Below are 25,116 nucleotides of genomic sequence, written 5' to 3'. Positions count from 1 at the left end.
GAGGGGCCTGCCGTGGCGCAGCCGACCACCGAGACCGCAGCCGACCGCTACCGCGGCAAGCTCGACGAGGCCGCCGAGGGGTGCACGGTGCCCACCCGGCGCCTGTGGGTGGGTCGCGTGGCCGGCCCGGTGGCCGCGGTGGTCGCCTACCTGGCCCTGGGCGGGGCCGGCGACCTGTCCGACGCCGGTCGCGCCACGGCGGCGGTCGGCGTCCTGCTGGCCGTCTGGTGGATGACCGAGGCCCTGCCCCTGCCGGCCACGGCCCTGGTGCCGATCGTGGCCTTCCCGCTGCTGGGTGTGCTCGGCACGTCGGAGGCGACCGCGCCCTACGCCGACCCGAACATCTTCCTGTTCATGGGCGGGTTCATGATCGCCCTGGCCATGCAGCGCTGGGACCTGCACAAGCGGATCGCGCTGCTCGTCGTCCGGGCCGTCGGCACCCGGCCCGACCGGCTGGTGGCCGGCTTCATGCTGGCCACCGCCTTCATCAGCATGTGGGTCAGCAACACCGCGACCGCGGTGATGATGCTGCCGATCGGGCTGTCGGTGCTGCTGCTGGTGCTCGACCGGGTGGGTTCGGCCGACCCCGAGGTGGCCGACCAGGTGCGGGCGGCCGGGGAGGACGCCCCCGCAGCCGGCGGCACGGTCGTGACCGAGCTGATCCAGGACAAGGACATCCGCAACTTCGCGGTGGCCCTCATGCTGGGCATCGCCTACGCCGCGAGCATCGGCTCGCTGGCCACCATCATCGGCACGCCCCCGAACCTCATCCTGGCCGGCTTCGTCGAGCAGCAGTACGGGATCGAGCTGGGGTTCGGGGCCTGGATGCTGCTCGGGCTGCCGCTGTCGCTGGTGTTCCTCGTCGCGGCCTGGCTGGTGCTCACCCGGGTGGTCTTCCCGACCCGGCTCGCCGAGATCCCTGGCGGCCGCAAGGTCATCCAGGACGAGCTCGACGCCCTGGGGCCGATGACCCGCGCCGAGTGGACGGTGCTGGGCATCTTCGTCTCCACCGCCCTGCTGTGGGTCCTCCGGCAGCCGCTCACCGGGTGGACGGCGCTGACCGACGTCCTGCCGTTCGTCGCCCAGCTCTCCGACCCCGTGATCGCCATCGCGGGCGCCCTGGCGCTGTTCCTGGTCCCCGTCGAGGGCCGCCGCGGGGTGTCCGCGCTGGACTGGGCCTCGGCCGCGCAGCTCCCCTGGGGCGTGCTGCTGCTGTTCGGTGGCGGGCTCAGCCTGGCGACCGCGGTGCAGTCCTCCGGGCTGGACGAGTTCATCGGCAGCCAGGTCAGCGGGCTGGGGGCGCTGCCGGTCGTGCTCCTCGTCGTCGTCACGGCGGTGGTCGTGCTCCTGCTGACGGAGGTCACGAGCAACACCGCGACGGCGGCGGCCTTCCTGCCGGTGCTCGGCGGCGTGGCGCTCGGCCTGGAGATCGCCCCGCTCGCGCTGCTGGTACCGGCGGCCCTGGCGGCCACCTGCGCGTTCATGCTGCCCGTCGCGACCCCGCCCAACGCAATCGTGTTCGGCTCGGGCTACGTCTCGATCGGGCAGATGGTGCGCGCCGGGGCCGCGCTCAACGTCATCGGCATCGTGCTCATCACCGTCGCGGTCTACGCGCTGGGCGGGCTGGCGCTGGGCATCACCTTCTGACCCGGCGGGTGCCCAGGAAGCCGGGCTCGTCCACCTGCGGGACGAGCCCGGTGCGGGCGAACTCCGACCACACCCGGCGCAGCTGCCGGCCGCGGGCCTCGACGTCGGCCCAGTCGGCACCGGCGATCAGCGGCGCGTCCCGCCACGCCGCCGCGTCGGTGAACAGCAGCGGCAGGTCGACGCAGTGCGCACCGCGGTACGGGCCCGGCGGGCCCCACTCGAGGCGGTAGGTCGACGCCCGGCCGCCGGCTGCGGCGTGCCTGCGGGCGGTGGAACGCGCGGCTTCGCCGTAGACCCTCCAGCTGAGGACGGCGACCGCGGCCCGCGTGAGCACGCGGCCGAGCAGCGGCGCCGACAGCAGGCGGGCGGGCAGGCCGGTGAGGCCCGGGACGAACAGCGCGACCTCCCGGGCGGTGCTGCCAATCAGGAGGTCGACGTGCGGGGCCACGGCGGCCCAGGCGGCGTCGAGGTCCTGCTCCGCGGGCAGTGGGGCATGGCCGTACCGGACGCCGAAGGGCATCGCGCCGAGCAGACCGAACGGGGTCGCGGCGGCCTCCACCCGGGCCTCGGTGGCCAGGACGTCGTCGAGCGGGGTCTCCGCGTCGAGGTCCCCGGCGGCGGCGTCCATCGCCGCGGACATGCGGGCCCGGCCGCGGCTGATGCCCAGCGGCGCGCTCTGGACGATCGCCCGCCGGAACAGCCCCCGCGCGCCGTCGGCGACCATCAGGTGGGCCACCGCGTCGCCGCCGGCCGAGTGCCCGAACAGGGTGACGTTCCCCGGGTCGCCGCCGAAGCCGGAGATCGCCCGCTGCACCCAGCGCAGGGCCTCGATCTGGTCGAGCAGGCCGAGGTTGGCGGCGCGGGCCCCGCCGTCCCCGAGGTACCCCAGCAGGCCGAGCCGGTAGGTGACCGCGACGACGACCACCCCCTGCTCCCGGACGAGTGCCCGTGGGTCGAACACCGGGGCGTCGCCCGCGCCGGCGCGGTACGAGCCGCCGTGCAGGAAGACCATCACCGGCGCGGCCACGGCGTCGGCCGGGGCGGTCACCGAGAGGCGCAGGCAGTCCTCGTCGACGGTGAGGCCGGCGGTGGCGTCGACCAACAGCTCGTCCAGCAGCGGAGTGGGGTTCTGCGGGCACGCGGGGGAGAGGTGGGTGGTGTCGACCGGCTGCTCGTGCACCGGCTCGGGAACCGGGGCGCGGAAGCGTTCGGCGCGGGCGTACCGGATGCCGGTGGCCCGGACGAGGCCGCCCTCGCGGCGCGCGGTGAACACCCCGGCAGGGGTCTCGACGTCAACCAGCTCCCCACCCACCCCGGGCACGCTACGCAGCCGCCGCACCTGGCCGATGCTGGCGTGGCTGCTGCGCACTCCGGAGAGCACTCGCGCAGCCACCACGCCGGGATGCGTGACGCGGGCCGCCCGTGTGCGGTCGGGGTGGCACCGAGCGACTGCCACGGGACCCGGTCGAGGATGCTCGACCGCCCGACCGGGGTCAGGATCCCGTCCGCCGGTTGTCGACCGCGCCGGTGGAACCGCTGGTGCCCAGGCCAGGGCATGGCGTGCGCGGTGCACGAGACCGGGTGCGCAGCCGACATCGCAGCACTCGCCGGGTCGAGCAGATGCAGTCGCGATGGGACCTCGGGGGACAGGGCGATCAGGGCCCCGCCGTTCGGGCCCCGGACGGCGAAGTGCTCGAGCGAGGCCAGCGGCTCACCGTCCGGCAGGAGCGTCCATGGGCACGGCGGGATCCCGCTCCGCTGAGCGTTCGGGGTGCTCGACCCCGGTGGGCTGGGCCCAGGGCGATGACCGCCCCGCAGCGGTCGACCGTCTTCGCCGTTCCGGGGGTGGGGACTGCAACACCGCTGGAGACGCGCTGCTGTTCCGCCTCACCGATGGTTGTGCAGCCGCGGTGGTCGAGGAGGGCTGACGTCGCACCGTTCATCCGGCGAGGTGGGGACGGACGCTCCCGAGCGTGCGGCCAGCGCGATCTCCGATGCGTACCAGCAGCATCGACCGCACACTCGGCAATCCATCACCCGGAGCGGCGGCCGCGGGGGTCGACGAGGGCGGCGGCGTACTGGCCAGCGTCGAAGGTGAACGGACCCAAGCCGGTGTAGTCGCGCTCGGGGCGGAACGGCTGCTCGAACGAGTCCCAGATGACCTGGTCGCGGACCGCCCGGATGCGGGCAACGAGCGGCCAGCACCCGGCCTCGCCGCAATCGCAGCCGAGCAAGTTCGCCCGCAGGAAGCGCTCGGGGGACGGGCACCACCGTTCTGCGTCGAACTCCCAGTCACGGGCGAGGCCGGCATACGCCCCCGGGACGTCGTAGCCGCTGTCGGCCTCGAAGACGCTGACGAGGTCGACGAGCGGGACACCGTCCACGTACGGCACGACCTCCGCGAAACCTCCGTCCACGACGGTGCGTAGGCCGAGGACGTTCACCGCCGCCACCACCGCTGCCGAGGGGGACGGAGAAGTTTGGCGGGCAGCGTCTCCAGCACGACGGCTGCCTGGTCCAGCTCGCGCTCGTAGGCAGCGCGGTCGAACCGCACCGGCGATGGGAGCTGGCTGAGCAGGAGATCGTCGTCGTAGCCGGTGACCCATCGGAAGTCCGACCACGCGACCTGGTCGGGACCGATGTGGAGGGCGGCCGTCAGCGCCCCGCACTCCAGATCGGCGCAGATCGAGCAGGTGAGCAGTGAGAGGCGACCAGGACCGGCGAGGTCATCGACTGCCCGCCCACGGAAGACGTCCACCGGGGACCAGGCTGACGGCATCCACACCCGGTTCAGGGTCGTGGCGCCCTCATGGCCCATCGTGGTCTGGATCGAGATGCCGTCGACGACGAGGTCGAGATGGTGCAGGTCGCCGTTCGAGGTGCGCACGACGGCCGGCCGCAGCCGCAGGCTCGACCGCCGTTCGTCCACGCGACCAGTATCGGCAGCCACGTCGTGAGAACCTGCGTGCGCCCTCCACCACGGGGCGGCGATGGAGATGCACGGCCCGCAGGCCGCCTGCTCCGCCGACGTGTTCGGCGCCAGGGACCCCACACCGGCATGTCGGTCGGTTCGCCGCTCGCGTCACTGGTGGCCGGCGCCTCGGCGCCGATCATCGCGGTGGCCCTGCTGGGCACCGAGCCCGACCCGACCCCGACCCGGGGCGGGTCGACGTCTGCATCGCGGTCTGCTCGGTGATCACGGTGGTCGCCGTCATGGCCGACAGCGAGACCGGGGAGCGACTGCAAAGTCTGTGTAAGGAGACGTCGTCCGGGCTCGGGCTGTGGTCGTGGTCATACCTAGCGTCTGGGCACCGACACCAACGGAGGTGCCCCGTGAGCACGACGTCCCCCGCAGCGCGACCCGAGCCGCTGACCGCCCCCTCCACCCGACGGGCGGTGTTCAACACCATCCGCGGGTCGTTGGGCAACCTCGTCGAGTGGTACGACGTGTACATCTACACGGTCTTCGCGACCTACCTGCAGGCCAACTTCTTCGCCGAGGGCGAGCCCAACGCCGGCATCTACACGCTGGCCATCTTCGCGGTCACCTTCGTCATGCGGCCCATCGGCTCGTGGTTCTTCGGCCGCTACGCCGACCGGCACGGCCGCCGTCCCGCGCTGGTGTTCAGCATCTCGCTGATGGCAGGTGCGTCGCTGGTCATCGCGATCACCCCGACCGCGGAGACCATCGGTGCCGGCGCCGTCGTCCTGCTGGTGCTCTGCCGGCTGGTGCAGGGTTTCGCCACCGGCGGTGAGTACGGGACGTCGGCCACCTACATGTCCGAGGCAGCCACCCAGGGACGGCGGGGCTTCTTCTCCTCGTTCCAGTACGTGACCCTGGTCGGCGGCCACGTGCTGGCCCAGGCCACCCTGCTCGTCCAGCAGGCCTTCCTCACCGACGAGCAGATCACCCGGTTCGGCTGGCGCATCGGGTTCTTCATCGGCGCCGTCAGCGCGGTCGTGGTGCTGTTCCTGCGCCGCAGCATGGACGAGACGCTGCAGAAGGACGGCGAGGGCGCGCGCAGGTCCGGCTCGATGGTCGAGCTGTTCACCGCCTACCCCAAGCAGCTGCTGGTGTGCTTCCTGGTCACCCTCGGCGGCACGATCGCCTTCTACACCTACAGCGTCAACGGCCCGCGCATCATCAAGGGCGTCTACGCCGACGACGGCATGACCGGCACCTGGATCAACTTCATCGCGCTCGTGCTGCTCATGCTCATGCAGCCGGTCGGCGGGTACCTCAGTGACCGGGTCGGGCGGCGCCCGCTGCTGATCGGCTTCGGCGTCGCGGGCGTGCTCTGGACCTACACGTTCCTGACCCTGCTGCCCACGGTGACCTCGCCGGTCGCCTCGTTCCTGCTCATCACCGGCACCTACGTGGTCCTGACCGGGTACACCTCGATCAACGCCGTGGTGAAGGCCGAGCTGTTCCCCTCCCACGTCCGGGCGCTGGGTGTCGGTCTGGGCTACGCGCTGGCCAACTCGATGTTCGGCGGCACCGCCCCGGTCATCTACGAGGCCGCGGCCGAGAACGACGCCGAGTCCGCCTTCGCCGTCTACGTGACGGTGGCCATCGCGGTCTCCCTCGTGGTCTACGCGTTCGTCCTGCAGCGCACGAAGAACTTCCTGGACGGCACCCCCGCCCGTCCCGGCCAGGACCTCGCGGCCAGCCGGTCCTGATCGGTCGCTCCCGGGCCGTGGCGAGCGCCACGGCCCGGTAGCGTGCGCGGCCGGAGGTGCGGGGAGACGTGCGCGTGCTGCTGGTGGAGGACGACGCCGGGGTGGCCGAGGCCCTGACCCAGGGTCTGCGCGGCAGCGGCTGGACCGTGCGGCACGCCGCCACCGGCCGCGACGCGGTGGCCGCCCTGACCCCCGACACCGACCTGGTGCTGCTGGACATGGGCCTGCCCGACCACGACGGGCTGTGGGTGTGCGCCCGCATCCGGGAGACCAGCTCGGTGGCCATCGTCGCGCTCACCGCCCGCCGGGCGGAGGCCTCGGTGGTGGCGGCCCTGCGCGCCGGGGTCGACGACTACGTGGTCAAGCCCTACAGCCTGGCGGTGCTGCTGGCCCGGATGGACGCCGTGGCGCGGCGGGCCGGCACCCGCCCGGACCCGGCGCCCGCCGTCGACGCCGGGTTCGAGCTGGACGCCGAGGCCCGCCGGGTGCGCACCCCCGACGGCGACGTCGTCCTCACCGCCAAGGAGTGCGAGCTGCTGGCCGCGCTGCTGCGGCAGGCCGGGCGCCCGGTCAGCCGCGCCGCCCTCATGGAGGAGGTGTGGGACACCGCGTGGATCGGCGCCTCCCGCACCCTCGACGTCCACGTCGGCACCCTGCGCGCCAAGCTCGGCGCCGGGGTCGTCGAGACCGTCCGCGGGGTCGGCTACCGCCTGGTGCCGGTGGCCGAGCGGGTGCCGGTGGCCGAGCGGTGAGGCGCCGGCTGCTCGCCCTCGCCCTGCTCACCACGGCAGGCCTGCTCGCCGCCCTCGTCGTCCCGCTGCTGGTGGCCTGGGCCGAGGGGCGGGCGACCGACCTGCACCAGGCCCGACTGGCCGACGCCACGCGCTTCGCCAGCCTCGTGGCGGCCGGCGACGGCGCCCTCGGGCTGGGTGGGGACCTGCAGCGCTACCGCGAGGTCACCGACGTGCAGGCCTGGGTGGTCGGCACCGACCAGGGCGTGCTGGCCGACGCCGGCACCCCGCTGCCCACCGGGCCCGCGGTGGGTGCGGCGCTGCGCGCGGCGCTGGACGGCGTGCCGTCGGCGCCGCCCCCGGCGATGTGGCCCTGGCGCACCGACCCGCTCGTGGTGGCCACCCCGGTCGGCCGCGACGCGCAGGTGCTGGGCGCGGTCGTGCTGGTGGAGGACACCGCGTGGGTGCGGGCCGAGGTGGGCCGGTGGATGGCGCTGGCCGCCGCCGGGAGCCTGGTGCTGCTCGCGCTGCTGGCCTGGTCGGTGGCCAGCCCGCTGGTCGGGTGGATCGTGCGCCCGGTGCACGACCTGGAGGAGTCGGTGCAGCAGGTGACGGCGGGCCGGCCGGCTCGGGCCCGGGTGGAGGGACCGCCCGAGCTGCGCCGGCTCGCGGAGTCGTTCAACCGCATGACGACGCAGGTGGAGCGCTCCCAGCAGCAGCAGCGCGACCTGGTCGCCGACGTGTCGCACCAGCTGGCCAACCCGCTCACCGCGCTGCGGCTGCGGCTGGAGTCGCTGTCGACCGACCGGCCGGCCGAGGTCGCCCCGGTGCTGGCCGAGACCGACCGCATGGCGCAGATCCTCGACGGCCTGGTGGAGGTCAGCCGCACCGGTGCGGCCGACCGCGTCCCCGTGCCCCTGGACCTGGCCGACCGGTTGCGGGCCCGGGTGCACCTGTGGGAGCCCCTGTTCACCGGGCGGCTCTCCTGCCGCGTCCCGGCGGGCCCCGCGCCGGCGGTGCTGGAGGCGGACCTGGTGGAGACCCTGGTCGACGCGTTGCTGGACAACGCGGCCAAGTACGCGCCCGACGCCGCCGTCGAGGTGGAGCTGCGACCGCACGGGGACGGGTGGCTGCTCGACGTCCGCGACCACGGGCCAGGAGTCACCGCGGCCGAGGCAGTCGACCTGGGCCGGCGGTTCCACCGGCTGCCCCGGCACGCCGAGGTGGACGGCACGGGGCTGGGCCTGGCCATCGTGCTCGGCCGGGTCACCGACGCCGGGGGCACCACCACGATCAACGCCGCCGACCCGGGGCTGCGGGTGACCGTCACCCTCCCTGGCGGGCCCGGTCCCGGAACCACTGCAGCGCCCCCGGGTGCAGCGGCACGGGCTGGGTGAACATGCCGGAGGCCAGGGTGGGCTGCCGGACGTCGGGCACCCGCTCGGCGAGCTGCCCCTGCCGGTCGAACACCACCGAGCACAGGCCGTAGGCCGCAGCGTCCGACAGCCTCGGCGCCGCCAGCAGGTAGGTCGTGACCGCGACCGTCCGCACGGCCTCGGGCAGCCCGTAGGCGGTGGCCGGGAGCGGACCCGCGACGTACAGCGGTCCGTGCGCGGCGACCAGCGGGGCCACCAGGTCACCGAGGTCCAACGCGCGCAGCGGCACCTGGGCCCCCAGCTCGACCAGCGCCTGGACCGGGTAGCCGCTGACGTAGGAGAGCGCGTCGGCCCGGCCCGAGCGGAGCAGGTCGGCGCCGTCGGAGAGGGGGCCGCCGAGCAGCTCGACGTCGCCGCTGATGCCGAGGGCGTCCAGGCAGCGGGTCAGCACCACCCGTCCCCCCGACCCGACGCCGCCGTCGGCGACGCGCCGCCCCGCGAGGTCGGCTGCGGTGCGCACGGGCGAGTCCCGCCGGACGACGACCTGCAGGAAGCTGTCGTACAAGCGGGCCAGGCCCACCGGCGCCAGGGGAGCGGTGAACGGGTCGGTGCCGGCCAGGGCGAGCGCCGCGGTGTCGCCCAGCGAGAACGCGACGTCGGCGCGGCCGTCGTCGAGGGCCAGGTCGTTGTCCACCGACCCGGTCGTCACCAGGGCGTCGGCCCGCACACCCGGCATGAGCAGCCCGGCCTCGGCCGCCAGCGCCGACCCGTAGCGGTGGAAGACCGCGCCGGGGGAGCCGGTGGCGATGCGCAGCCGGCCGGCGGCCCCGTCGGCAGGGGTGCCCGACGAGCACCCGGGCAGCACCGCGGCGACCCCGGCGGCGACCAGCCCGCCGAGGAACCGCCGCCGGTCCACCGTCACCGCCGGGATCCTACGGTCGGGACGCGGGATCAGTCGGGGAGCGGCCCGAACGCCTGCGTGGTGAGGGCGTGCACGAGCCAGGCGGCGTACTGCTGCCCGGTCCAGCCCCGGTCACGGGTGAACCACACGTAGGTCTCCGGCGCGGCCAGCCAGGCCATCACGTCGGCCCGGACGGCGGGGTCCCCGGGCCCCACGAGCACACCTCGCTCACCGGCCCACGCGACGGCCCGCTCGAAGTCGGCGTAGCGGCGGGCCTCGAGCGCGTCGACCAGCCCGGCCACCACCGGGTCGGTGGTGGCGGCGGCGCGGAGGGCCTGCCAGATGCGGGCCGACCGGGCGTGCGCCGCGGTCAGGAAGGAGGCGTAGGCAGGGAGGGCCTCGGCGGGGGGCAGCGACATGATCTGCTCGAGCTCGGGGCGGTCGGTGAGCGCCTGCTGGCCCTCGTCGCCGATGAAGGCCACCCCGAAGGCGGCGACGAGCAGGGCGCTCTTCGGGCCGGCCAGGTGCACGCTCTGCACCGAGACCCCGGCCGCGGCGGCGATGGCCGGCATCGTCGTGGCCTGGTAGCCGCGCTCGGCGAACAGCGCACCGGCGGCCGCGACGATGCGACGACGGGTCTTCTGGGCGCCGGCCGCCCGGGACGGCGACACGTACCGGCGCCGATCACCCTGCTCGGCGTCCACCGGCCTCCCGCCTCGCTGCAACCGCCCGCTCCAGTTCGTCGACCACGGCGTCGAGCGCGTCGTACCCGGCCATGGTCGCAGCCAGAGCGGTGGTCCGCGCCCGCCACGACGGGTCGGCCAGGACGTCGTGCACCGCACGCCGGACCCGCTCGGCGGAGGGGCGCCCGGTCCGCAGGTCGATGCCCAGCCCGAAGTGGGCCACCCGCGCGGCGGTCTCGGGCTTGTCCTCGGCGGCCCCGGCGACGACCAGCGGCACCCCAGCTGCCAGGGCCTGCAGCGTGCCGCCGAACCCGCCGTTGGTGACCACGACGTCGGTGCGGGGCAGCAGCGCGTCGTAGGGCAGGAACTCGGCCACCCGGGCATTGGCCGGCGTCGGTCCCACGGCCTCGACGGGTCGCCGCCCGGTGCTGACCAGCACGTGCACGTCGTCGTCGGCGAGCGCGTCGAGGGTGGGTCGGACGAGCTTGGTGAAGTCGTCGGTGTCGAGCGTGCCCTGGGTGACGTGGACGACGGGCCGGCCGTCGTCGAGCTCGGACCACCAGTCCGGAAGCGACGCCCCGCCGTGCCCGGGCAGGACGGGGCCCACGAACCGCAGGTTCGGCGAGAGGTCCGAGCGGGGGTACTCGAACTCGGCCGGCCCCAGCTGCAGGAAGCGGTCGAACAGCCGGGACAGGTCCATGACGAAGGAGTCACCGAGCCCGGTACCGCCGACGTCGCGCACCAGCTGGTCGGCCAGGCGTTGGGTGGGGGCGAACAGCACCCGCCGGCCGACCGCGTTGAGGGTGCGGTTGCGGAGCCGGCCTAGCCGGGTGGACGACGGGGGCAGTGCCGTGTTGTAGGGCGCGACGTCCCGGCTGGTCTGGGCCAGCGGCATGATCCCGGCAGCCAGCACGGGCGGGCGGGTGCCGGGGGCGGCGGTCAGCAGCGGCAGGATCCCGGCGAACACGCAGTCCACCAGCACGGCGTCGACCCCCTCGGCGTCGAGGATCGCGCGCACGGCGCGGAACTGGTCGGGGATCGGCCGGACGAAGGTCTGCTCGACCTGGTACCGCGACAACCGCAGTCCGCGGTACCGGTCGAGGTCGGGCACGTAGGTCCCCGGGTCGCGTTCGTCGAAGTCGGCCGCCCCACGCAGGGGCCGGAACTCCAACCCGGCGGCCCGCACGCGATCGGCGAAGACCGATCCGGTGAGCAGCAGGACGCGGTGACCGTGCTCGACCAGCCGGCGGCCGATCGTGACGAGCGGGACGACGTGCCCGTAGAGCGGGGTGCTGCACAGCAGGTAGGTCGACATGGCGGCCCTTCAGGTTGGCTAGAGCTGCACTCTAGCCAAGTCGCCGTGCTGCCCCACGCCCCGGCGGGACGACGCAGCCATCATCGAGCAGCGCCTCCTGGCCCAGCTCGGGTTGGCCTGACGCCCGACGTCCCACGCCCCAGGCCCCCGGTCGGTGCGGACCGCCCTGCCCTCGCGTCCGGTCCGCCCCGGGGGCGCCGTGCGCTCCCGGGATCAGCCGGCCAGCCAGCGGGTGCGCCAGGTGCCCTCGACGAGGGAGTACTGCAGCCGGCGGCTGGCGGTGTCGACGCCGCCGGCCCAGAAGGTGAGCTCGACCGGCCGCACCCGGTAGCCGACCCAGCCCGGCGCCGGGTCGGTGTCGGCACCGGTCGGCACGTCCGCCGCCCAGCCGGCCACCCGGCCCGCCCGGTCGAGGCCGGCCAGCTCGTCGGTGCCCAGCCACGCCAACCGGCGCAGGTGGTCCGACCGCGCGGCCCACGCGCGCGCGGCGTCGGCCGGGCCGTCCGGGACGACGCCGCCGCGCACCACCAGCTGGCGGGTGAACCCGGGCCAGAGCACGACCAGCGCCGCCCGGGGGTCGGCGGCCAGCTCGGCCACCTTGCGGCTGGTGCGGGCGGTGTGGAACGCGAACCCGGTCTCGTCGAAGGCGGTCAGCAGCACCGTGCGCGCGTCGGGGCAGCCGTCGGCGCCGGTGGTGGCGAGGGTGACCTGCGGCCGCTCGGGGTCGTCGTCGGCCGGCAGCCACGAGCGGGCGACCACCCAGGGGTCGGCGGGTGGGTCGCCGTCGGCGTGCAGGTCGAACGGGGTGGTCGCCGGGTGCGTCACCGCACCGCGCCCTTGGTGGGACCGCCGTACCCCGGGTTGAGCTTGCCGGGGTTGAGCAGGCCCTGCGGGTCGGTGCGCCGCGCGGTCTCCACGGTGCGCTGCAGCTGGAAGTCGACGTTCCACTGGTGCGGGTTGTGCACGCCGACGCCGAGCGCCTCCAGCGCGGCGATGCCCTCCAGCACCTGCTCGGGGCTCTGGTACACCCCGGCGAGCATGCCGATGGGCCCGGAGTGGCCGACCTCGTTGTGCAGCAGCGCGCCCTCGAACACCTGGTGCACCTCGTCGACCCGGTCCACCAGTGCCTGGCCACCCACCTCGAGGTGGAAGTAGACGCCGGGCGCGCTCTTCTGCAGCCACTCGATGGGGTGGTTGTAGCTGAGCACGCTCAGCGACAGGGGCACCTGGGCGCCGTCCCGCACGTCCTCGACCCGGCCGCCGGCGGCCTGCACCGCTGCGGTGGCGGCGTCGACCGTGCTGGCCTCCAGGATGCCGCGCACGCTGGCCCGACCGGCGGGGAACGCGGGGTCCTCGGGGAGGGCGGCGGTGATCTCGGGGGTGTCGGCCGAGACCAGCCGGGGGGTCGGCCGGAGCTTGCCCAGCGCCACCATGACGGCCTGCGCCGTGCGGAAGTCGGCGCAGCTGGCGTAGAAGCCGCGCCACTCCTGCAGCGGTTCCAGGCGCACGGTGGCCCGGGCGATGATCCCCGCCGTCCCGTAGTTGTGCACGTACCGCTGGGCCTCGTCCCCCTCGACGTGCACCAGCTCGGCGGACCCGTCGGCGTGCACGACGTCGAGCGCGGCCACGAAGCCGGCGTCGTTGGTGCCGTGCACGATGCTGCCGGTGCCGCCCGACCCGCCGGCCAGGAACCCGCCGAGCGAGCTCTGCACCGTCGAGGGGTACATCCACAGCTGCTGCCCGGTCTCGTGCGCGGCGCGCTCCAGCGTGACCATGGGCGTGCCGGCCTCGGCGGTGATGGTCCCGTCCCCGACCTCGACGACGGCGCGGGCACGGGAGAGGTCCAGCAGCAGGCCACCGGACATCGGGATGCCCTGGCCGTAGTTGCCGGTGCCCTTGCCGCGCGGGGTCACCGGGACGCCCAGGCGCACGGCGGCGGCCACGACCTGGGCGATCTGCTCGGCGGTGGTCGGGAACGCCACCAGGTCGGCGATGCCCAGCGGCAGCAGCTCGCTGATGATCGGGCTCATCCGCGACCCGTCGACCGAGACGCGTTCGCGCACGCGCAGCTCGGTGCTGACGCCGCGCTCGCCGAGCAGGGCGACGAGCTCGGCCTCGAGGGCGGACAGGGCGGTCGCGGGCACGGCGGCGGGGACGGTGGCGGTCACGACGTCGATGAGACCTGGCCGCGGTTACATCCGTGTGACCCTTCTGCGTCATCTGCACCCAGGGCTGCCCGCGTGTGCAGGATCGGCCGGTGAGCTTCTTCTCCGACGTCGAGCGCGACCTCGTCGTGGCCGACCGCACGCTGCTGGCCGACGGCGTCCTGGCCCTGGACCTGGTCTCCCACAACGGCCGCGAACTGCCCGGCTGGACCCCCGGCTCGCACGTCGACGTCGTGCTGCGCCCCGGCCTGGAGCGGCAGTACTCCCTGTGCGGCGACGTCGCCGACCGGTCGCGGTGGCGCATCGCGGTGCTGCGGGAGGACGGCGGCTCCGGCGGGTCGGTGGCCCTGCACGACGAGGTCGAGGTGGGTCAGCGCCTGCGGCTGCGCGGCCCCCGCAACCACTTCGTCCTCGAGGTCACCCCGAGCACCCGGTACCGCTTCGTGGCCGGGGGCATCGGGATCACCCCGCTGCGGGCCATGGTCGCCGCCGCCGACGCGGCGGGCGCGGACTGGGTGCTGGACTACGCCGGCCGCTCACGGGGCCGCATGGCCTTCGCCGACGACCTGCTCGCCGCCCACCCCGACCGGGTGCGGCTGCACGTGGCCGACGAGGGCGACCGGTTCGACGTCGCCGCGCTCGACGTCGACGCCGGCACCGCGGTGTACGCCTGCGGTCCGGCGAAGCTGCTGGACGCGCTGGAGGCGTCGTCGAGCGGGTGGGCGGGCACGCTGCACGTCGAGCGGTTCGAGGCCAAGGCGTTCGGCGCCCCGGTGTGGCCAGGCCCCTTCGAGGTGGAGCTGGCGCTCACCGGCACCACGGTCGTCGTCGAGCCCGGGGTGACGGTGCTCGACGCGCTGGCCGCCGAGGGGGTCGACGTGCTCTCCTCCTGCCGGGCCGGCACCTGCGGCACCTGCGAGACACCGGTGCTGGAGGGCGAGGTCGAGCACCGGGACTCCGTGCTCAGCCCCGGTGAGCAGGCCGACGGCACCGTGATGATGGTCTGCGTCTCCCGTGCTGCCGGGCCGCGGCTCGTGGTCGACCTGTGAGCGCACCACCCTGCCCGAAGGCGATGGTGCACGGGCCGTGCGGCGGGGTGGCCGAGGACGGCTGCTGCGAGGTGGCCCCGGAGCCCTGCTCGTTCCTGCCGTTGCCCACCGTCCGCTGGGCGGGCCGCCCCGTGGCGCCGGTGACCCCGGAGCCCCCGCTGCTGCAGCTGATGCGTCAGCGACCGGTCGTCGTCGCCGACCTGCCGGCGGTCGCGCTGTCCCGCTGGTCGCTGGAGCGGGCCGCCGGGTTCGTGGCGGGCCGGGTGGACGCCGTCCTGCTCGGGGACCACGCCGCCGCCCGGGTGCAGTTCTGCCCGACCTACCGCGCCTCGATCGTGCAGGCCGCCGGTGTCACGGTGTGGCAGGGCCTGAACTGCCGGGACCGCAACCGCGTCGCCCTCGAGGGGGAGCTGGCCGGGCTGGCCGACCTCGGCGTCGGCGCGGTGCACTGCGTGACCGGCGACCACACGCTCACCGGTGACCGGCCCGACGCCCAGCCGGTCTTCGACTGGGACTCCACCCAGCTGGCCGCCGCTGCCCGCGCGGCCGGGCTGCTGGTGTCGGTGGGGGAGACCCCGCACGGCCCCCCGGCGGACCGCCGTCCGCGGCGACTGGCCGAGAAGGTGCGCGCCGGCGCGCAGGTGTGCTTCGTCGACCACGCCGGCGGGGTCGAGGAGCTGCGCACGTTCGTCGAGCAGGCCACGGACGCCGGGGCCGACGTGCCGTTCATCGCCTGCGTCGCGGTGGCCACCGACCCCGGGTCGGTCGCCGAGCTGCGCCGGTTCACCGGGTTGCGGCTGCCCGAGGGCTACCTGGCCGGGATCGAGGGTGCCCGGGACCCGTTCCGCGCAGGCATCGCCGCCGCCGTCGCGCTGGCCGAGGCCTACCTGGAGGTGCCCGGCGTGCGCGGGGTCGACCTCTCCGGGGTGGCCGCCCCGGGTACCGAGCTGACCACCGCCACGGCCCTGGCCGAGATCGGGAGAGCGTTGAGTTGAGCCTGTTGCTGAGGTCGGTCACGACGGTGGACGGCGACCTGGTCGACGTCCGGCTGGACGACGTCGTCACCGCCGTCGCACCCGCCCTCGATCCCCGCCCGGACGACGAGGTGCACGACCTGGCCGGTTGCCACCTGCTGCCCGCCCCCGCGGAGCCGCACGCGCACCTGGACAAGGCGCTCACCAGCCACCGCGCCCCCAACCGCACCGGCGACCTGGCCGGCGCGATCGAGGCCATCCGCACGATCTCGGCCGGCTTCACCCACGCCGACCTGGTCGACCGGGCGACCCGGGCCGCGCACGAGTACCTGGCCAACGGGACGACGGCGATCCGGACGCACGCCGACCTCGGCGCGCACACCGGGCTGCGGCACGTGCGCGCCCTGCTCGAGGTGCGCGACGCGCTGGCCGGCCTGGTCGACGTCCAGGTGGTCGCCCTGTGCAGCGCGCCCTGGGCGCCCGGCGAGGCCGAGGACAACGCCCGGCTGCTGGAGGAGGCGGTCGACCTCGGCGTCGACCTGGTCGGCGGGGCCCCGCACATGTGGCCCGACCGCGGTGCCGGGTTGGACCTCTCCTTCGGCGTGGCGGCCCGGCGCGGGTTGCCGGTGGACCTGCACACCGACGAGACGCTCGACCCCACCGCGCAGGGACTGCTGCACCTGGCGCAGCGGGTGCGGGCCACCGGTTTCGCGCACGGCGCCACCGCCAGCCACTGCGTGTCGCTCGGCGTGCACCCGCTGGAGGTCGCCCGGGCCACCGCGGCCGAGGTCGCCGCCGCCGGGGTCGGGGTGGTGGCGCTGCCGCAGACCAACCTCTACCTGCAGGGCCGGGACACCCCCGTCGCCACCCCGCGCGGGCTGACCGCCGTCCGGGCGCTGCTGGACGCCGGGGCGGTGCTCGGGGCCGGTGGCGACAACCTGCGCGACCCGTTCAACCCCATGGGCCGGGCCGACGCGTGCGAGGCGGCGTCGCTGCTGGTCACCTCGGGGCACCTCTCGACCCGCGAGGCCTGGGACGCCGTCAGCGCCGGCGCCCGCCGGTGCATGGGATTGCCCGTGCCCGCGGTGTCCGTCGGGTCCGTGGGGGAGTTCCTCGCGGTGCGGGCCGAGAGCCTGGACGCCGCCGTCGCGGGGGCCGGCACCGACCGGGTCGTGGTGTCCCGCGGGCGGGTCGTCGCGAGCACCCGGGTGCAGCGGGTGCTCCCGGGGACGGCCGTGTCCCAGTCGTGATGAAGCGGTCGGCCGCGTTCACCGTCGGCACACGCAGCTGAAACAGACCGGGCCCATCGTCTCCCCATCGCCCGGTGCTCGACCGGGCGACGGGACCGGCCCGGCCCGGCCCCCCGCCCACGCACCGGAGGTGACCGTGAGCGCACCCGCGCACGCCGCCCCGTCGACGACCACCGGGACCAGGGTCCTGGAGTTCACCGACGTCGCCCGCCAGTTCCCCGACGGCACGGTCGCCCTGGAGGGCGTCGACCTCACCATCGACCGGGGTGAGTTCGTCACCGTCGTGGGCCCGTCCGGGTGCGGCAAGTCCACCCTGCTGCGGATCGCCTCGGGCCTGGACGCCGCCAGCGCCGGCACCGCCCGCGTCGACGCCGCCCGCATCGGCTACGTCTTCCAGGACGCCACCCTGCTGCCCTGGCGCAGCGTGAAGAAGAACGTCGAGCTGCTCGCCGAGCTGCACGGCATCAGCACGACCGCCACCAACCAGGCCGCCCTCGACGCGATCGAGCTGGTGGGCCTGCGGGGTCACGAGAAGAAGCTGCCGCGGGCGCTGTCGGGCGGCATGAAGATGCGCGCCTCGCTGGCCCGCTCGCTCACCCTCGACCCCGACCTGTTCCTCTTCGACGAGCCCTTCGGTGCCCTCGACGAGATCACCCGCGAGCGCCTCAACGACGAGCTGATCCGGCTCTTCGTGGCCAAGGGCTTCGGCGCGCTGTTCATCACGCACTCGGTGTCCGAGGCGGTCTACATGTCGACCCGGGTGCTGGTCATGAGCGGCCGTCCCGGACGCATCGTGGACAGCTTCGAGGTGCCCTTCGGCACCGACCGCACGCCGGAGCTCCGGTTCACCCCGGAGTTCGCCAAGCTCGCCGGCGAGGTCTCCCACGCACTGCGCGAGGGCCACTCGTGACCGCCACCCTGCCCGGCCAGACCACCACCTCCGAGGAGACCGCGGTGACCTCCACCCTGGAGAGCCCGACCGCCGAGGCGGTCGCCACCGGCAGCACCCCCGCACCCGTCGTGCGGCGCCGCCGCCCACGGGCGGTGAACCTGGCCCTGCCGGTGCTCGTCTTCGCCGCGCTGGTCGGCGCTTGGTACGCCATCACCTACCTGATCCTGGACCCGGGTCGGCGCTTCCTGATGCCGGCCCCGCACACGCTCGTCACCGACGCCCTGCTCGACCCCGCGATCACCGACAAGGTGTGGCCGGCGCTGGGCCGGTCGGTCGTGGTCACCTTCACCGGGCTGGCGATCGCCATCGTGATCGGCATGCTCTGGGCCATCGCGATGAGCCAGAGCCGCGCGATCGAGACCTCGCTCTACCCGTACGCCGTGGCGCTGCAGTGCATCCCGATCCTGGCCCTGGTCCCGCTCATCGGGTTCTGGTTCGGCTACGACTTCCCGTCCCGGGTCGTGGTCTGCGTGATGATCGCGCTGTTCCCGATCGTGTCGAACACGCTCTTCGGCATCCAGTCCGTCGAGCGCGGCCACCACGAGCTGTTCACCCTGCACAAGGCCGGCCGCATCACCCGCCTGGTCAAGCTGCAGCTGCCGGCCGCGATGCCCGCCATCTTCGCCGGCTTCCGGATCTCCGCCGGGCTGTCGGTGGTCGGCGCCATCGTCGGCGACCTGTTCTTCAAGCAGGGCGACCCCGGCCTGGGCATCCTGCTGGACAACTTCCGCGCTCGGCTGCAGGGGTCGGCGCTGTTCTTCACCATCCTCGTCACCGCCGCGCTCGGCTTCGCGGTGTTCTTCCTGTTCGGCTGGCTGTCCAAGCTGGCCGTGGGCCGCTGGTACGACCAGTCCCGCGACCGCTGATCCCGGAGACCAGCCCGCCCCCGACTGCCCCACCCGGGCCGGCCGCCGCCGTCCGTCCCGGTCACCGACACCCCGAACCCGAGGTGCCGGCCCGACCCATCCCCAGGAGCACGTGTGCGCATCACCCGGACCACGACGGCCCTCGCGGCCACCGCCGTGCTGGCGCTCTCCCTCGCCGCCTGCGGCAGCGACGACGGCGGCGCGGCCGCCGGTCCCTCCGGCGACGTCGGTGGCACCGACCTCGCCGCGGCCGGCTGCCCGAGCAACGTCGTCGTGCAGACCGACTGGAACCCCGAGTCCGAGCACGGCGGCCTCTACGAGTCGCTGGGTGACGACTACACGATCGACGCCGGCAGCAAGACCGTCACCGGCACGCTGATCGACAGCGACGGGGACAGCACGGGCGTCACCCTGGAGATCCGCGCCGGCGGCCCGGCCATCGGCTTCCAGACGGTCACCGCGCAGATGTACTCCGACACCGACATCACGATGGGCTACATCGCCACAGACGAGGCCATCCAGCTGTCGGACACCCAGCCCACCACCGCCGTGCTGGCACCCCTGGAGATCTCGCCGACGATGATCATGTGGGACCCGGAGACCTACCCCGACGTGTCCTCCATCGAGGACCTGGGCGCCGCAGGGGTGACGGTGCGGTACTTCGAGGGCTCGGCCTACATGGCCTACCTCACCGGTGCCGGCATCCTGGACGCCGCCCAGGTCGACGGCTCCTACGACGGCACCCCGGCCGGTTTCGTGGCCGCCGCCGGCGAGGTCGCCCAGCAGGGGTTCGCCTCGGCCGAGCCCTACATCTACAAGAACGAGGTCGCCGACTGGGGCAAGGACGTGGACTTCCAGCTCGTGTACGACGCCGGGTTCCAGCCCTACCAGTCCTCGATCTCGGTGCGCTCGGCCGACCTGGACGGCATGTCGGACTGCCTCGCCGAGCTCGTCCCGCTCATGCAGCAGGCCGACGTCGACTACCTCGAGGACCCGTCCCGGGTGAACGAGATCATCCTGGAGCTGGTCGACCAGTACGACACCGGCTGGGTCTACTCCCAGGGCGTCGCCGACTACTCGGTGGAGACGCAGAAGGAGCTCGGCCTGGTCGGGAACGGCCCGGACGACGTCCACGGCAACTTCGACACCGACCGGGTGGACACGCTCATCGAGCAGACCACGCCGATCTTCACCGAGCAGGGCACCCCGCCCACCGACGGCCTGACCGCCGACGACCTCGTCACCAACGAGTTCATCGACGACACCATCGGCGTCCCCGCCAGCTGACCCACCCCGCCGGCGCCCGTCACCCACCCGGGGTGGCGGGCGCTGGCCCGTGCCCGGGAGGGACGCATGGACACCCTGCTCGACGGCACGACGATGCTGGCCGCACTCGCGGCCGGCGAGGTGTCGGCCGAGGAGCTCACCCGGGCGCACCTGGACCGGATCGCCGGTCCGGGTGCGGCCCTGAACGCCCTCGTGGCGGTGGACACCGACGCCGCGCTGGCCGCGGCCCGCACGGTCGACGCCGACCGCGCCGCCGGGCGGCCGCTCGGCCCGCTGGCCGGCCTCCCGATCACGGTCAAGGACTCGGTCGACGCCCGCGGGCTGCCCAGCTCGCACGGCCGACCCGACGACCGCCGGCTGGCCACGACCGACGCGCCCGCCGTGCGGCGGTTGCGGCAGGCCGGCTGCGTGGTGCTGGGCAAGACCAACGTGCCGGTGTGGCTGGCCAGCATGCACAGCGAGAACGCCCTCTTCGGCGCCACGGTCAACCCGTGGGACACCACCCGTTCCAGCGGCGGGTCCAGCGGTGGCTCCTCGGCCGCCGTCGCAGCGGGTCTCGGCGTGGCCGACCTCGGCAGCGACCTGGCCGGGTCGCTGCGGGTCCCGGCCGCGTGGTGCGGGCTGTTCGGCCACCGGCCCAGCAACGGCGCCGTCTCGAAGCTGGGCAACCTGCCCTGGCCCGACGGCGGTCTCCTGGAGCCGATGGTGAGCGCGATCGGTCCGTTCGCCCGCTCGGCCGCCGACACCGCGCTGTTCAGCGAGGCCCTGTTCGGCGCCGAGGGCATCGAGGCCGTCGGCTGGCAGCTGCGGCTGCCGCCGGCCCGGGTCTCGTCGTTGACCGGGCTGCGGATCGCGGTCTGGCTCGACGACCCGGCCGCCCCGGTGGACCCCGAGGTGGCGACGGCGGTCCGCGGCTTCGCCGACCGGCTGGCCGACGCCGGTGCCCAGGTCGCGGAGCTGGTCCACCCGCCGGTCGGCGGCCCCGGTGACCTGCAGCTGTACCTGCGGCTGCAGTCGGCGGAGATCGTGCACGGCTTCACCGCCGACGACCTCGCCGCCGCCGACGACCGGTACCACCAGTCGGTCTGGGCGGCGCTGCGCGACCTGGAGGCCCAGCGCGCGGCCACCGCGCGGTGGGCGGAGACGTTCACCGGCGTGGACGTCGTCCTGTGCCCGGCGGTGTCGCGGGTCGCCACCACCTACACCCCGGCGATGACCGCCCCGGAGACCGTCGAGGTCGACGGACGTGAGGTGCCGATCGACTCGGTCTGCGACTGGGCGCGGTTGTCCAGCCTGGGTCGGTTGCCGGCCACCGTCGTCCCGCTCGGGCCGGGGGAGGTCAGCGGGCTACCCGTCGGGGCGCAGCTGCTGGGGGCCTACCTGGAGGACCGCACCCCGTTGGCCATCGCCCGGCTGGCCGAGGAGGCCGGGCTGGTCGGGTTCCGCCGCCCGCCCGGCTGGTAGGGCCTGGCACGGCCCCGCCGCAGGGACCCGCCGCGTGCGGAGCGCGTGGCGGGGGGCGGTGGGGTCCTTCTAGAAGTCGCTCTTGCGGATGGTGGCGTGGACGCCCTTCACGACGTCGACGACCTGGCTGATCCGGAAGTCGGTGGCCGCGGAGAGGTAGGCGTAGGCGAGCGAGGGGTCCATCCCGAACCTGGCCTGCAGCAGCGCCACCACCGCCCGCACGCAGTCGGCGACCGCGACGTCGAGGTCCTCGTCCATCCCGGTGGGCACAAGGAACTCGGCGGTCTCCGCCAGTGGTCCGGCGAGGTCGCCGAACCGGGCCAGGGCGTCCTCCCTGGCCACCACGTCGAGCCGTACGGTCGCCCGCAGGCTGGCCTCCATGGCGGTCAGGGACACCTCGCCGTCGCCTTGCGCTGCGTGCGGGTCGCCGACGTAGGCCAGACCGCCGTCCACCTGCACGGGCAGGTAGAGCGTGGCCCCGGTGGTGATCAGCGCGATGTCGACGTTGCCGCCGTGCGGGCCCGGCGGTACCGAGTGCGGCCGTTCGGCACCGCGCACCGCCACCCCCATCGTGCCCAGGAAGGGGCGGAGCGGGAACCGCACGGTCGGCTCGCCCCCGGGGACCAGGGGCAGCTGCCCGTACCCCCCGTCGGCGGACACCGTGGCGAAGGCGCTGAACAGCGGCGCGCCCCCGAGGGGGTACTCGCCGACGAGCGCGCCCTTGCCGTGCCGGTTGCTGATGACGCCGTAGGGCACCCGGGGTGCGGTCTCGACGACGGTCATCGCCAGCAGGTCGCCGACCTGGGCGCCGGCCACCTGGACGGGCCGGCTCACCACGTGCGGGCCGTCGACGCCGAACCGGTGCGGGTGCTCGCTGGCGGCCAGCGCGACGGCGTCGTCGAGCACGTCGGTGACGCCGTGGGCGCCGAAGAAGGCCGCCGGGTCGCGGCCCTGGTCCTCCAGGATGCCCTCGTGGCTGATCGTGTCGAAGGTGACCGCGGTGCCGGGCTCCACGCAGAGCACCGGCTGGTCGGTCGCGCAGGGCAGCCGGCCCCACAGCACGTGGTCGACCGACGCCGGCAGGTAGACGTCGCCGGCGACCGGACCGGTGCCCGGCTGGAGGACCGTCACCGCCCGAGGTCGGCGGCGATCCGGGCCAGCCGCTCGTGCACCTGGGACTCCACCTCCGCCGCCTGCGGGTCCGCGAGGTCGGCGCCGTGCGCGACGGGCTCGCCGCCCACCCACACCGAGCGCAGGTTGCGCAGCGAGCAGGCCAGCACGTAGGTGCCGACGGCGTCCCACACCGGCCCGGTGTCGGGACGGCGGGGGTCGACCACGCAGAAGTCGGCGAACCGGCCGACCCGGAGCGAGCCCACCCGGTCGTCCACGCCCAGGGCCTCGGCGCCGCCGCGGGTGTGCATCACCAGCACGTCCCCGACCGGGGCGGCCAGCGGGTCCTTGTACTGCGCGCGCACCATCGCGATGCCGGTGCGCATGTTGTTCCAGGGGTCGGACACGTCGGTGCAGGACTGGTCGTCCAGACCCATCCCGATGCGCATGCCGGCGGCCCGCATCTCGGGGATCGCGGCGACGCCGCTGGCCAGCCGGCCGTTGCTCATCGGCTGCCAGCTCATCGCGCACCCGGCCGCCGCGGCGGTGGCGATGATCTCGGGCGTGGTCTGGATGAAGTGGCCGAACACCAGCTGCGGCGACAGGGCACCGGACTCCGCGTACCAGGCGAACTTCGACCGCTGCAGCTCCAGCATCTCCGCGGTCTCCAGGAAGTGCGCCTGGTTGACCAGCCCGTGCTCGCGCATCACCTCGGTCTCCAGCGCCGCGGTGTCGGGGGTCGGTGCCCACTGCACCGCGCCGCTGACCGCGACGCCCAGCAGCAGCGCGGGGTCGGCGTCGGCGGCGGCCTTGACCGTGTCCTCGACGTGGGCGAGGGCGTCGGCCCGGGGGACGTCCCCCTGGGCCAGCATCACCGAGTGCAGGCTGCGCAACCCGGCGTCGAGCTTGGCCCGCAGCTGGGCATCCTGCCGCTCCAGGGAGGGCAGCCGGTCACCGAAGCTGGCGATGGTCTTGTCGAACTGCAGGCCGCCGTCGGTGAAGTCGTAGGCGGTGGTGATGCCGTTGCGCAAGAAGTCCTGCGCGCCGTGCCGGGTGCACCAGTACATGTCCGCAGGCGTCGCCGGCATGACGTAGCGCAGCATCGCCTCGATCCAGCCGTACAGCGTCTCGTCCATGCCCAGGCCGCGGCTGCCGGAGGTGAACAGGTGGCTGTGCGCGCTGACGAAGCCGGGGCCGATGATCGTGCCGGTCGCGTCGAGGGTGTCCGCGGCGCCGGCGAGCTGCTCGGCCGACGGCTCACCGGCCTCGACGGCGGTGAGCCGGCCGTCGGTGCCGACGGCGAACCAGCCGACGAACGGGTCGGGGCGCTGCGGGTCGACGGTGAGCAGGGTGGCGCCGTGCACGAGCAGCTTCGTGCTCGGGGGCTGGGTGGTCATCACGCCTCCCGGGCGGTGGTCGGGTGCGGGGTGGGGGTCCACTGGCCGGTGACCAGCTCGGTGTACATGCGGCGCAGCAGCAGGCTGTTCTTGTCGGCCTTGGCGTGCGCGTTGAGGTGCTGGGCGAGCGGGAACTCGTCGGGCAGCCGGTCCAGCAGCGCCTTGTCCTCCAGCTCCACCTGGTGGTCGAAGGCGCGGATGTCGGCGGCCGGCCGGTCGGCCTCGGTGTCGGTGCGCAGCACGACCTGGTGGATGGTGCAGTGGGTGTCGTCGACCGGGGTGATCGCCTTGAGCATCACGTGGCCCAGCCCGTCGGGGTAGCGGATGAGCAGGTGCATGAAGGAGGGCAGGTGCACCTGGCTCCAGGTGTGCCGCACGGTGGCGCCGTCCTCGCCCGGGCGGCCCTCGACCGGGACGTCGGTCCAGGTGATGAGCCCGTACGGCGTCCGCTCGACGTTCTGGTCGGTGAGCTCGGGGTTGTCGGGGTTGCCGAAGCTGTTCATGTGCACGAAGGCCACGTGGCCGGGGTCGATGTTGTTCTCGACCAGGTGCATGGCGGTGCAGTCGAAGTCCCACGAGCCCTCCGGCACCTGTCGCCACGCCGGGTCGTCCCACTCGACGACCTCGGGGACGTCCGCGATCGGGCCGCCCTCGGCGTCGGTGGCCAGGCACACCCACACCAGGCCGTACTTCGCCTGGCTGCGCACCATCGTGAGCCCAGACTTGGTGGGGTGCGGTGCCTCCGGGAACTGCGGGATCCGCTGGGTCAGGCCGTCCTTGTCCCACTCCCACCCGTGGTAGGGGCAGACCAGGTGGCAGTCGGCGACCCAGCCCATCGACAGCGGCGCGTCGCGGTGGGCGCAGCGGTCGTGGGCCACGCTGACCGGGCCGGCGGGGTCGGGGCGCCAGACCACGAGGTCGGTGCCCAGGACCTTCCGGTGCAGCGGGGCCGCGCCCCGCCGTCCGGGCTCGACCTCGGTGCGCACGTCGTCGACGGCGCACACGGCGTACCAGAAGCGGCGGAGGACGGGGTGCTCGGAGAGCACCAGGGTCTCGGGGCCGGCGTGGCGGGTGGTGCGGGGTTCCTGCACAGCGGTCATGTCTCGTCCTGCTCGTGACGCGGGCCGCTCGCGCCGTTCGCGCGGCCCCGTCCAGCACGGTGCCGGTGGTCCGTTGCCGACGGGTTTCAGCCCCGTTCCAGGTCCGTGCGGACGACGGTGGCGGCGTTGCGGCCCGGTGCGCCCCAGACCCCGGCAGGTCCAGCCAGCG

22 protein-coding genes are annotated in these 25,116 nt (G+C 74.4%); 11 read left to right on the top strand and 11 right to left on the bottom strand.

Going from position 1 to position 25,116, the window contains the following annotated elements; genetic code table 11:
• The first annotated feature begins 12 nt into the window (after positions 1–12).
• Complete coding sequence (locus tag TEK04_RS10875) at positions 13–1,647, top strand: SLC13 family permease (RefSeq protein ID WP_336404362.1); 1,635 nt, start codon at positions 13–15, stop codon at positions 1,645–1,647.
• Here the strand turns inward: TEK04_RS10875 and TEK04_RS10870 are convergent.
• From TEK04_RS10870 to TEK04_RS10860, 3 genes are all read right to left on the bottom strand, one after another.
• Positions 1,637–3,043: a carboxylesterase family protein gene (locus TEK04_RS10870; protein WP_336404361.1), complete on the bottom strand. Its 1,407-nt coding sequence runs from the start codon at positions 3,041–3,043 to the stop codon at positions 1,637–1,639. The genes TEK04_RS10875 and TEK04_RS10870 overlap by 11 nt on opposite strands.
• A gap of 637 nt (positions 3,044–3,680) precedes the next feature.
• The gene (locus tag TEK04_RS10865; protein ID WP_336404360.1) at positions 3,681–4,031 is read right to left on the bottom strand and encodes a hypothetical protein; all 351 of its coding nucleotides are present in this window, start codon (positions 4,029–4,031) and stop codon (positions 3,681–3,683) included.
• Between the two features lie 56 nt (positions 4,032–4,087).
• A complete protein-coding gene (locus TEK04_RS10860) occupies positions 4,088–4,576 on the bottom strand; it encodes a hypothetical protein (RefSeq protein WP_336404359.1) in 489 nt (162 codons plus the stop codon).
• A gap of 404 nt (positions 4,577–4,980) precedes the next feature.
• Here TEK04_RS10860 and TEK04_RS10855 point away from each other — a divergent pair, with 404 nt between their 5' ends.
• The 3 genes from TEK04_RS10855 to TEK04_RS10845 all read left to right on the top strand — a co-directional run bounded on the left by TEK04_RS10855 (position 4,981) and on the right by TEK04_RS10845 (position 8,455).
• Positions 4,981–6,327: an MFS transporter gene (locus TEK04_RS10855; protein WP_336404358.1), complete on the top strand. Its 1,347-nt coding sequence runs from the start codon at positions 4,981–4,983 to the stop codon at positions 6,325–6,327.
• Positions 6,328–6,395: 68 nt separating this feature from the next.
• A complete protein-coding gene (locus TEK04_RS10850) occupies positions 6,396–7,079 on the top strand; it encodes a response regulator transcription factor (protein ID WP_336404357.1) in 684 nt (227 codons plus the stop codon).
• Entirely contained in the window at positions 7,076–8,455 is a 1,380-nt protein-coding gene (locus tag TEK04_RS10845; protein WP_336404356.1) for a sensor histidine kinase, read from the top strand. Before TEK04_RS10850 ends, TEK04_RS10845 begins: the two co-directional genes overlap by 4 nt.
• Here the strand turns inward: TEK04_RS10845 and TEK04_RS10840 are convergent.
• The 5 genes from TEK04_RS10840 to TEK04_RS10820 form a co-directional block, all read right to left on the bottom strand.
• Positions 8,385–9,356, bottom strand: a complete 972-nt coding sequence (locus TEK04_RS10840) for a TAXI family TRAP transporter solute-binding subunit (protein ID WP_336404355.1) — start codon at positions 9,354–9,356, stop codon at positions 8,385–8,387. The two genes, TEK04_RS10845 and TEK04_RS10840, sit on opposite strands and share 71 nt — an antisense overlap.
• 29 nt (positions 9,357–9,385) lie before the next feature.
• On the bottom strand, positions 9,386–10,039 hold the full coding sequence (locus TEK04_RS10835; protein ID WP_336404354.1) for a TetR/AcrR family transcriptional regulator: 654 nt from the start codon (positions 10,037–10,039) through the stop codon (positions 9,386–9,388).
• Positions 10,020–11,333 carry a nucleotide disphospho-sugar-binding domain-containing protein gene (locus TEK04_RS10830; protein WP_336404353.1) on the bottom strand — a complete coding sequence of 438 codons (1,314 nt, stop codon included), beginning with the start codon at positions 11,331–11,333 and terminating at the stop codon, positions 10,020–10,022. The genes TEK04_RS10835 and TEK04_RS10830 overlap by 20 nt, the downstream gene beginning before the upstream one ends.
• Positions 11,334–11,546: 213 nt before the next feature.
• Complete coding sequence (locus TEK04_RS10825; protein ID WP_336404352.1) at positions 11,547–12,158, bottom strand: pyridoxamine 5'-phosphate oxidase family protein; 612 nt, start codon at positions 12,156–12,158, stop codon at positions 11,547–11,549.
• Positions 12,155–13,501 carry an FAD-binding oxidoreductase gene (locus TEK04_RS10820; protein WP_336404351.1) on the bottom strand — a complete coding sequence of 449 codons (1,347 nt, stop codon included), beginning with the start codon at positions 13,499–13,501 and terminating at the stop codon, positions 12,155–12,157. The genes TEK04_RS10825 and TEK04_RS10820 overlap by 4 nt, the downstream gene beginning before the upstream one ends.
• 89 nt (positions 13,502–13,590) lie before the next feature.
• On the opposite strand from TEK04_RS10820, the gene TEK04_RS10815 reads away from it, so the two are divergent.
• The 7 genes from TEK04_RS10815 (at position 13,591) to TEK04_RS10785 (ending at position 21,340) form a co-directional block, all read left to right on the top strand.
• Positions 13,591–14,547, top strand: a complete 957-nt coding sequence (locus TEK04_RS10815; RefSeq protein ID WP_336404350.1) for a PDR/VanB family oxidoreductase — start codon at positions 13,591–13,593, stop codon at positions 14,545–14,547.
• Positions 14,544–15,542, top strand: a complete 999-nt coding sequence (locus TEK04_RS10810; protein WP_336404349.1) for a methylenetetrahydrofolate reductase — start codon at positions 14,544–14,546, stop codon at positions 15,540–15,542. Before TEK04_RS10815 ends, TEK04_RS10810 begins: the two co-directional genes overlap by 4 nt.
• The gene (locus TEK04_RS10805) at positions 15,539–16,771 is read left to right on the top strand and encodes an amidohydrolase family protein (RefSeq protein ID WP_336404348.1); all 1,233 of its coding nucleotides are present in this window, start codon (positions 15,539–15,541) and stop codon (positions 16,769–16,771) included. Before TEK04_RS10810 ends, TEK04_RS10805 begins: the two co-directional genes overlap by 4 nt.
• A 136-nt stretch (positions 16,772–16,907) precedes the next feature.
• Positions 16,908–17,681: an ABC transporter ATP-binding protein gene (locus TEK04_RS10800; protein WP_336404347.1), complete on the top strand. Its 774-nt coding sequence runs from the start codon at positions 16,908–16,910 to the stop codon at positions 17,679–17,681.
• Complete coding sequence (locus tag TEK04_RS10795; RefSeq protein WP_336404346.1) at positions 17,678–18,589, top strand: ABC transporter permease; 912 nt, start codon at positions 17,678–17,680, stop codon at positions 18,587–18,589. The genes TEK04_RS10800 and TEK04_RS10795 overlap by 4 nt, the downstream gene beginning before the upstream one ends.
• A 114-nt stretch (positions 18,590–18,703) precedes the next feature.
• On the top strand, positions 18,704–19,876 hold the full coding sequence (locus tag TEK04_RS10790; protein ID WP_336404345.1) for an ABC transporter substrate-binding protein: 1,173 nt from the start codon (positions 18,704–18,706) through the stop codon (positions 19,874–19,876).
• Between the two features lie 66 nt (positions 19,877–19,942).
• Positions 19,943–21,340, top strand: coding sequence for an amidase family protein (locus TEK04_RS10785; protein ID WP_336404344.1), 1,398 nt, complete (start codon positions 19,943–19,945; stop codon positions 21,338–21,340).
• 69 nt (positions 21,341–21,409) lie between these two features.
• On the opposite strand, the gene TEK04_RS10780 is transcribed toward TEK04_RS10785, so the two are convergent.
• From TEK04_RS10780 to TEK04_RS10770, 3 genes are read right to left on the bottom strand one after another with little or no spacing between them, the layout of a single operon-like run.
• The gene (locus TEK04_RS10780) at positions 21,410–22,471 is read right to left on the bottom strand and encodes an acetamidase/formamidase family protein (protein WP_336404343.1); all 1,062 of its coding nucleotides are present in this window, start codon (positions 22,469–22,471) and stop codon (positions 21,410–21,412) included.
• Positions 22,468–23,847 carry an amidohydrolase family protein gene (locus TEK04_RS10775; protein WP_336404342.1) on the bottom strand — a complete coding sequence of 460 codons (1,380 nt, stop codon included), beginning with the start codon at positions 23,845–23,847 and terminating at the stop codon, positions 22,468–22,470. The genes TEK04_RS10780 and TEK04_RS10775 overlap by 4 nt, the downstream gene beginning before the upstream one ends.
• A complete protein-coding gene (locus TEK04_RS10770) occupies positions 23,847–24,947 on the bottom strand; it encodes a Rieske 2Fe-2S domain-containing protein (RefSeq protein WP_336404341.1) in 1,101 nt (366 codons plus the stop codon). The genes TEK04_RS10775 and TEK04_RS10770 overlap by 1 nt, the downstream gene beginning before the upstream one ends.
• Positions 24,948–25,116: the final 169 nt, after the last annotated feature.

The organism is Klenkia sesuvii (genome assembly GCF_037083825.1).
Taxonomy (GTDB): domain Bacteria; phylum Actinomycetota; class Actinomycetes; order Mycobacteriales; family Geodermatophilaceae; genus Klenkia; species Klenkia sesuvii.
Note: the sequence above shows the minus strand (reverse complement) of the source record. Positions and strands in the feature narration are given on the sequence as shown.

Bases quoted from the DNA above. Each gene is read 5' to 3' on its own strand.
- TEK04_RS10770 (WP_336404341.1), bottom strand. From the start codon at position 24,947: ATGACCGCTGTGCAGGAACCCCGCACCACCCGCCACGCCGGCCCCGAG.
- TEK04_RS10785 (WP_336404344.1), top strand. From the start codon at position 19,943: ATGGACACCCTGCTCGACGGCACGACGATGCTGGCCGCACTCGCGGCC.
- TEK04_RS10775 (WP_336404342.1), bottom strand. From the start codon at position 23,847: ATGACCACCCAGCCCCCGAGCACGAAGCTGCTCGTGCACGGCGCCACC.
- TEK04_RS10830 (WP_336404353.1), bottom strand. From the start codon at position 11,333: ATGTCGACCTACCTGCTGTGCAGCACCCCGCTCTACGGGCACGTCGTC.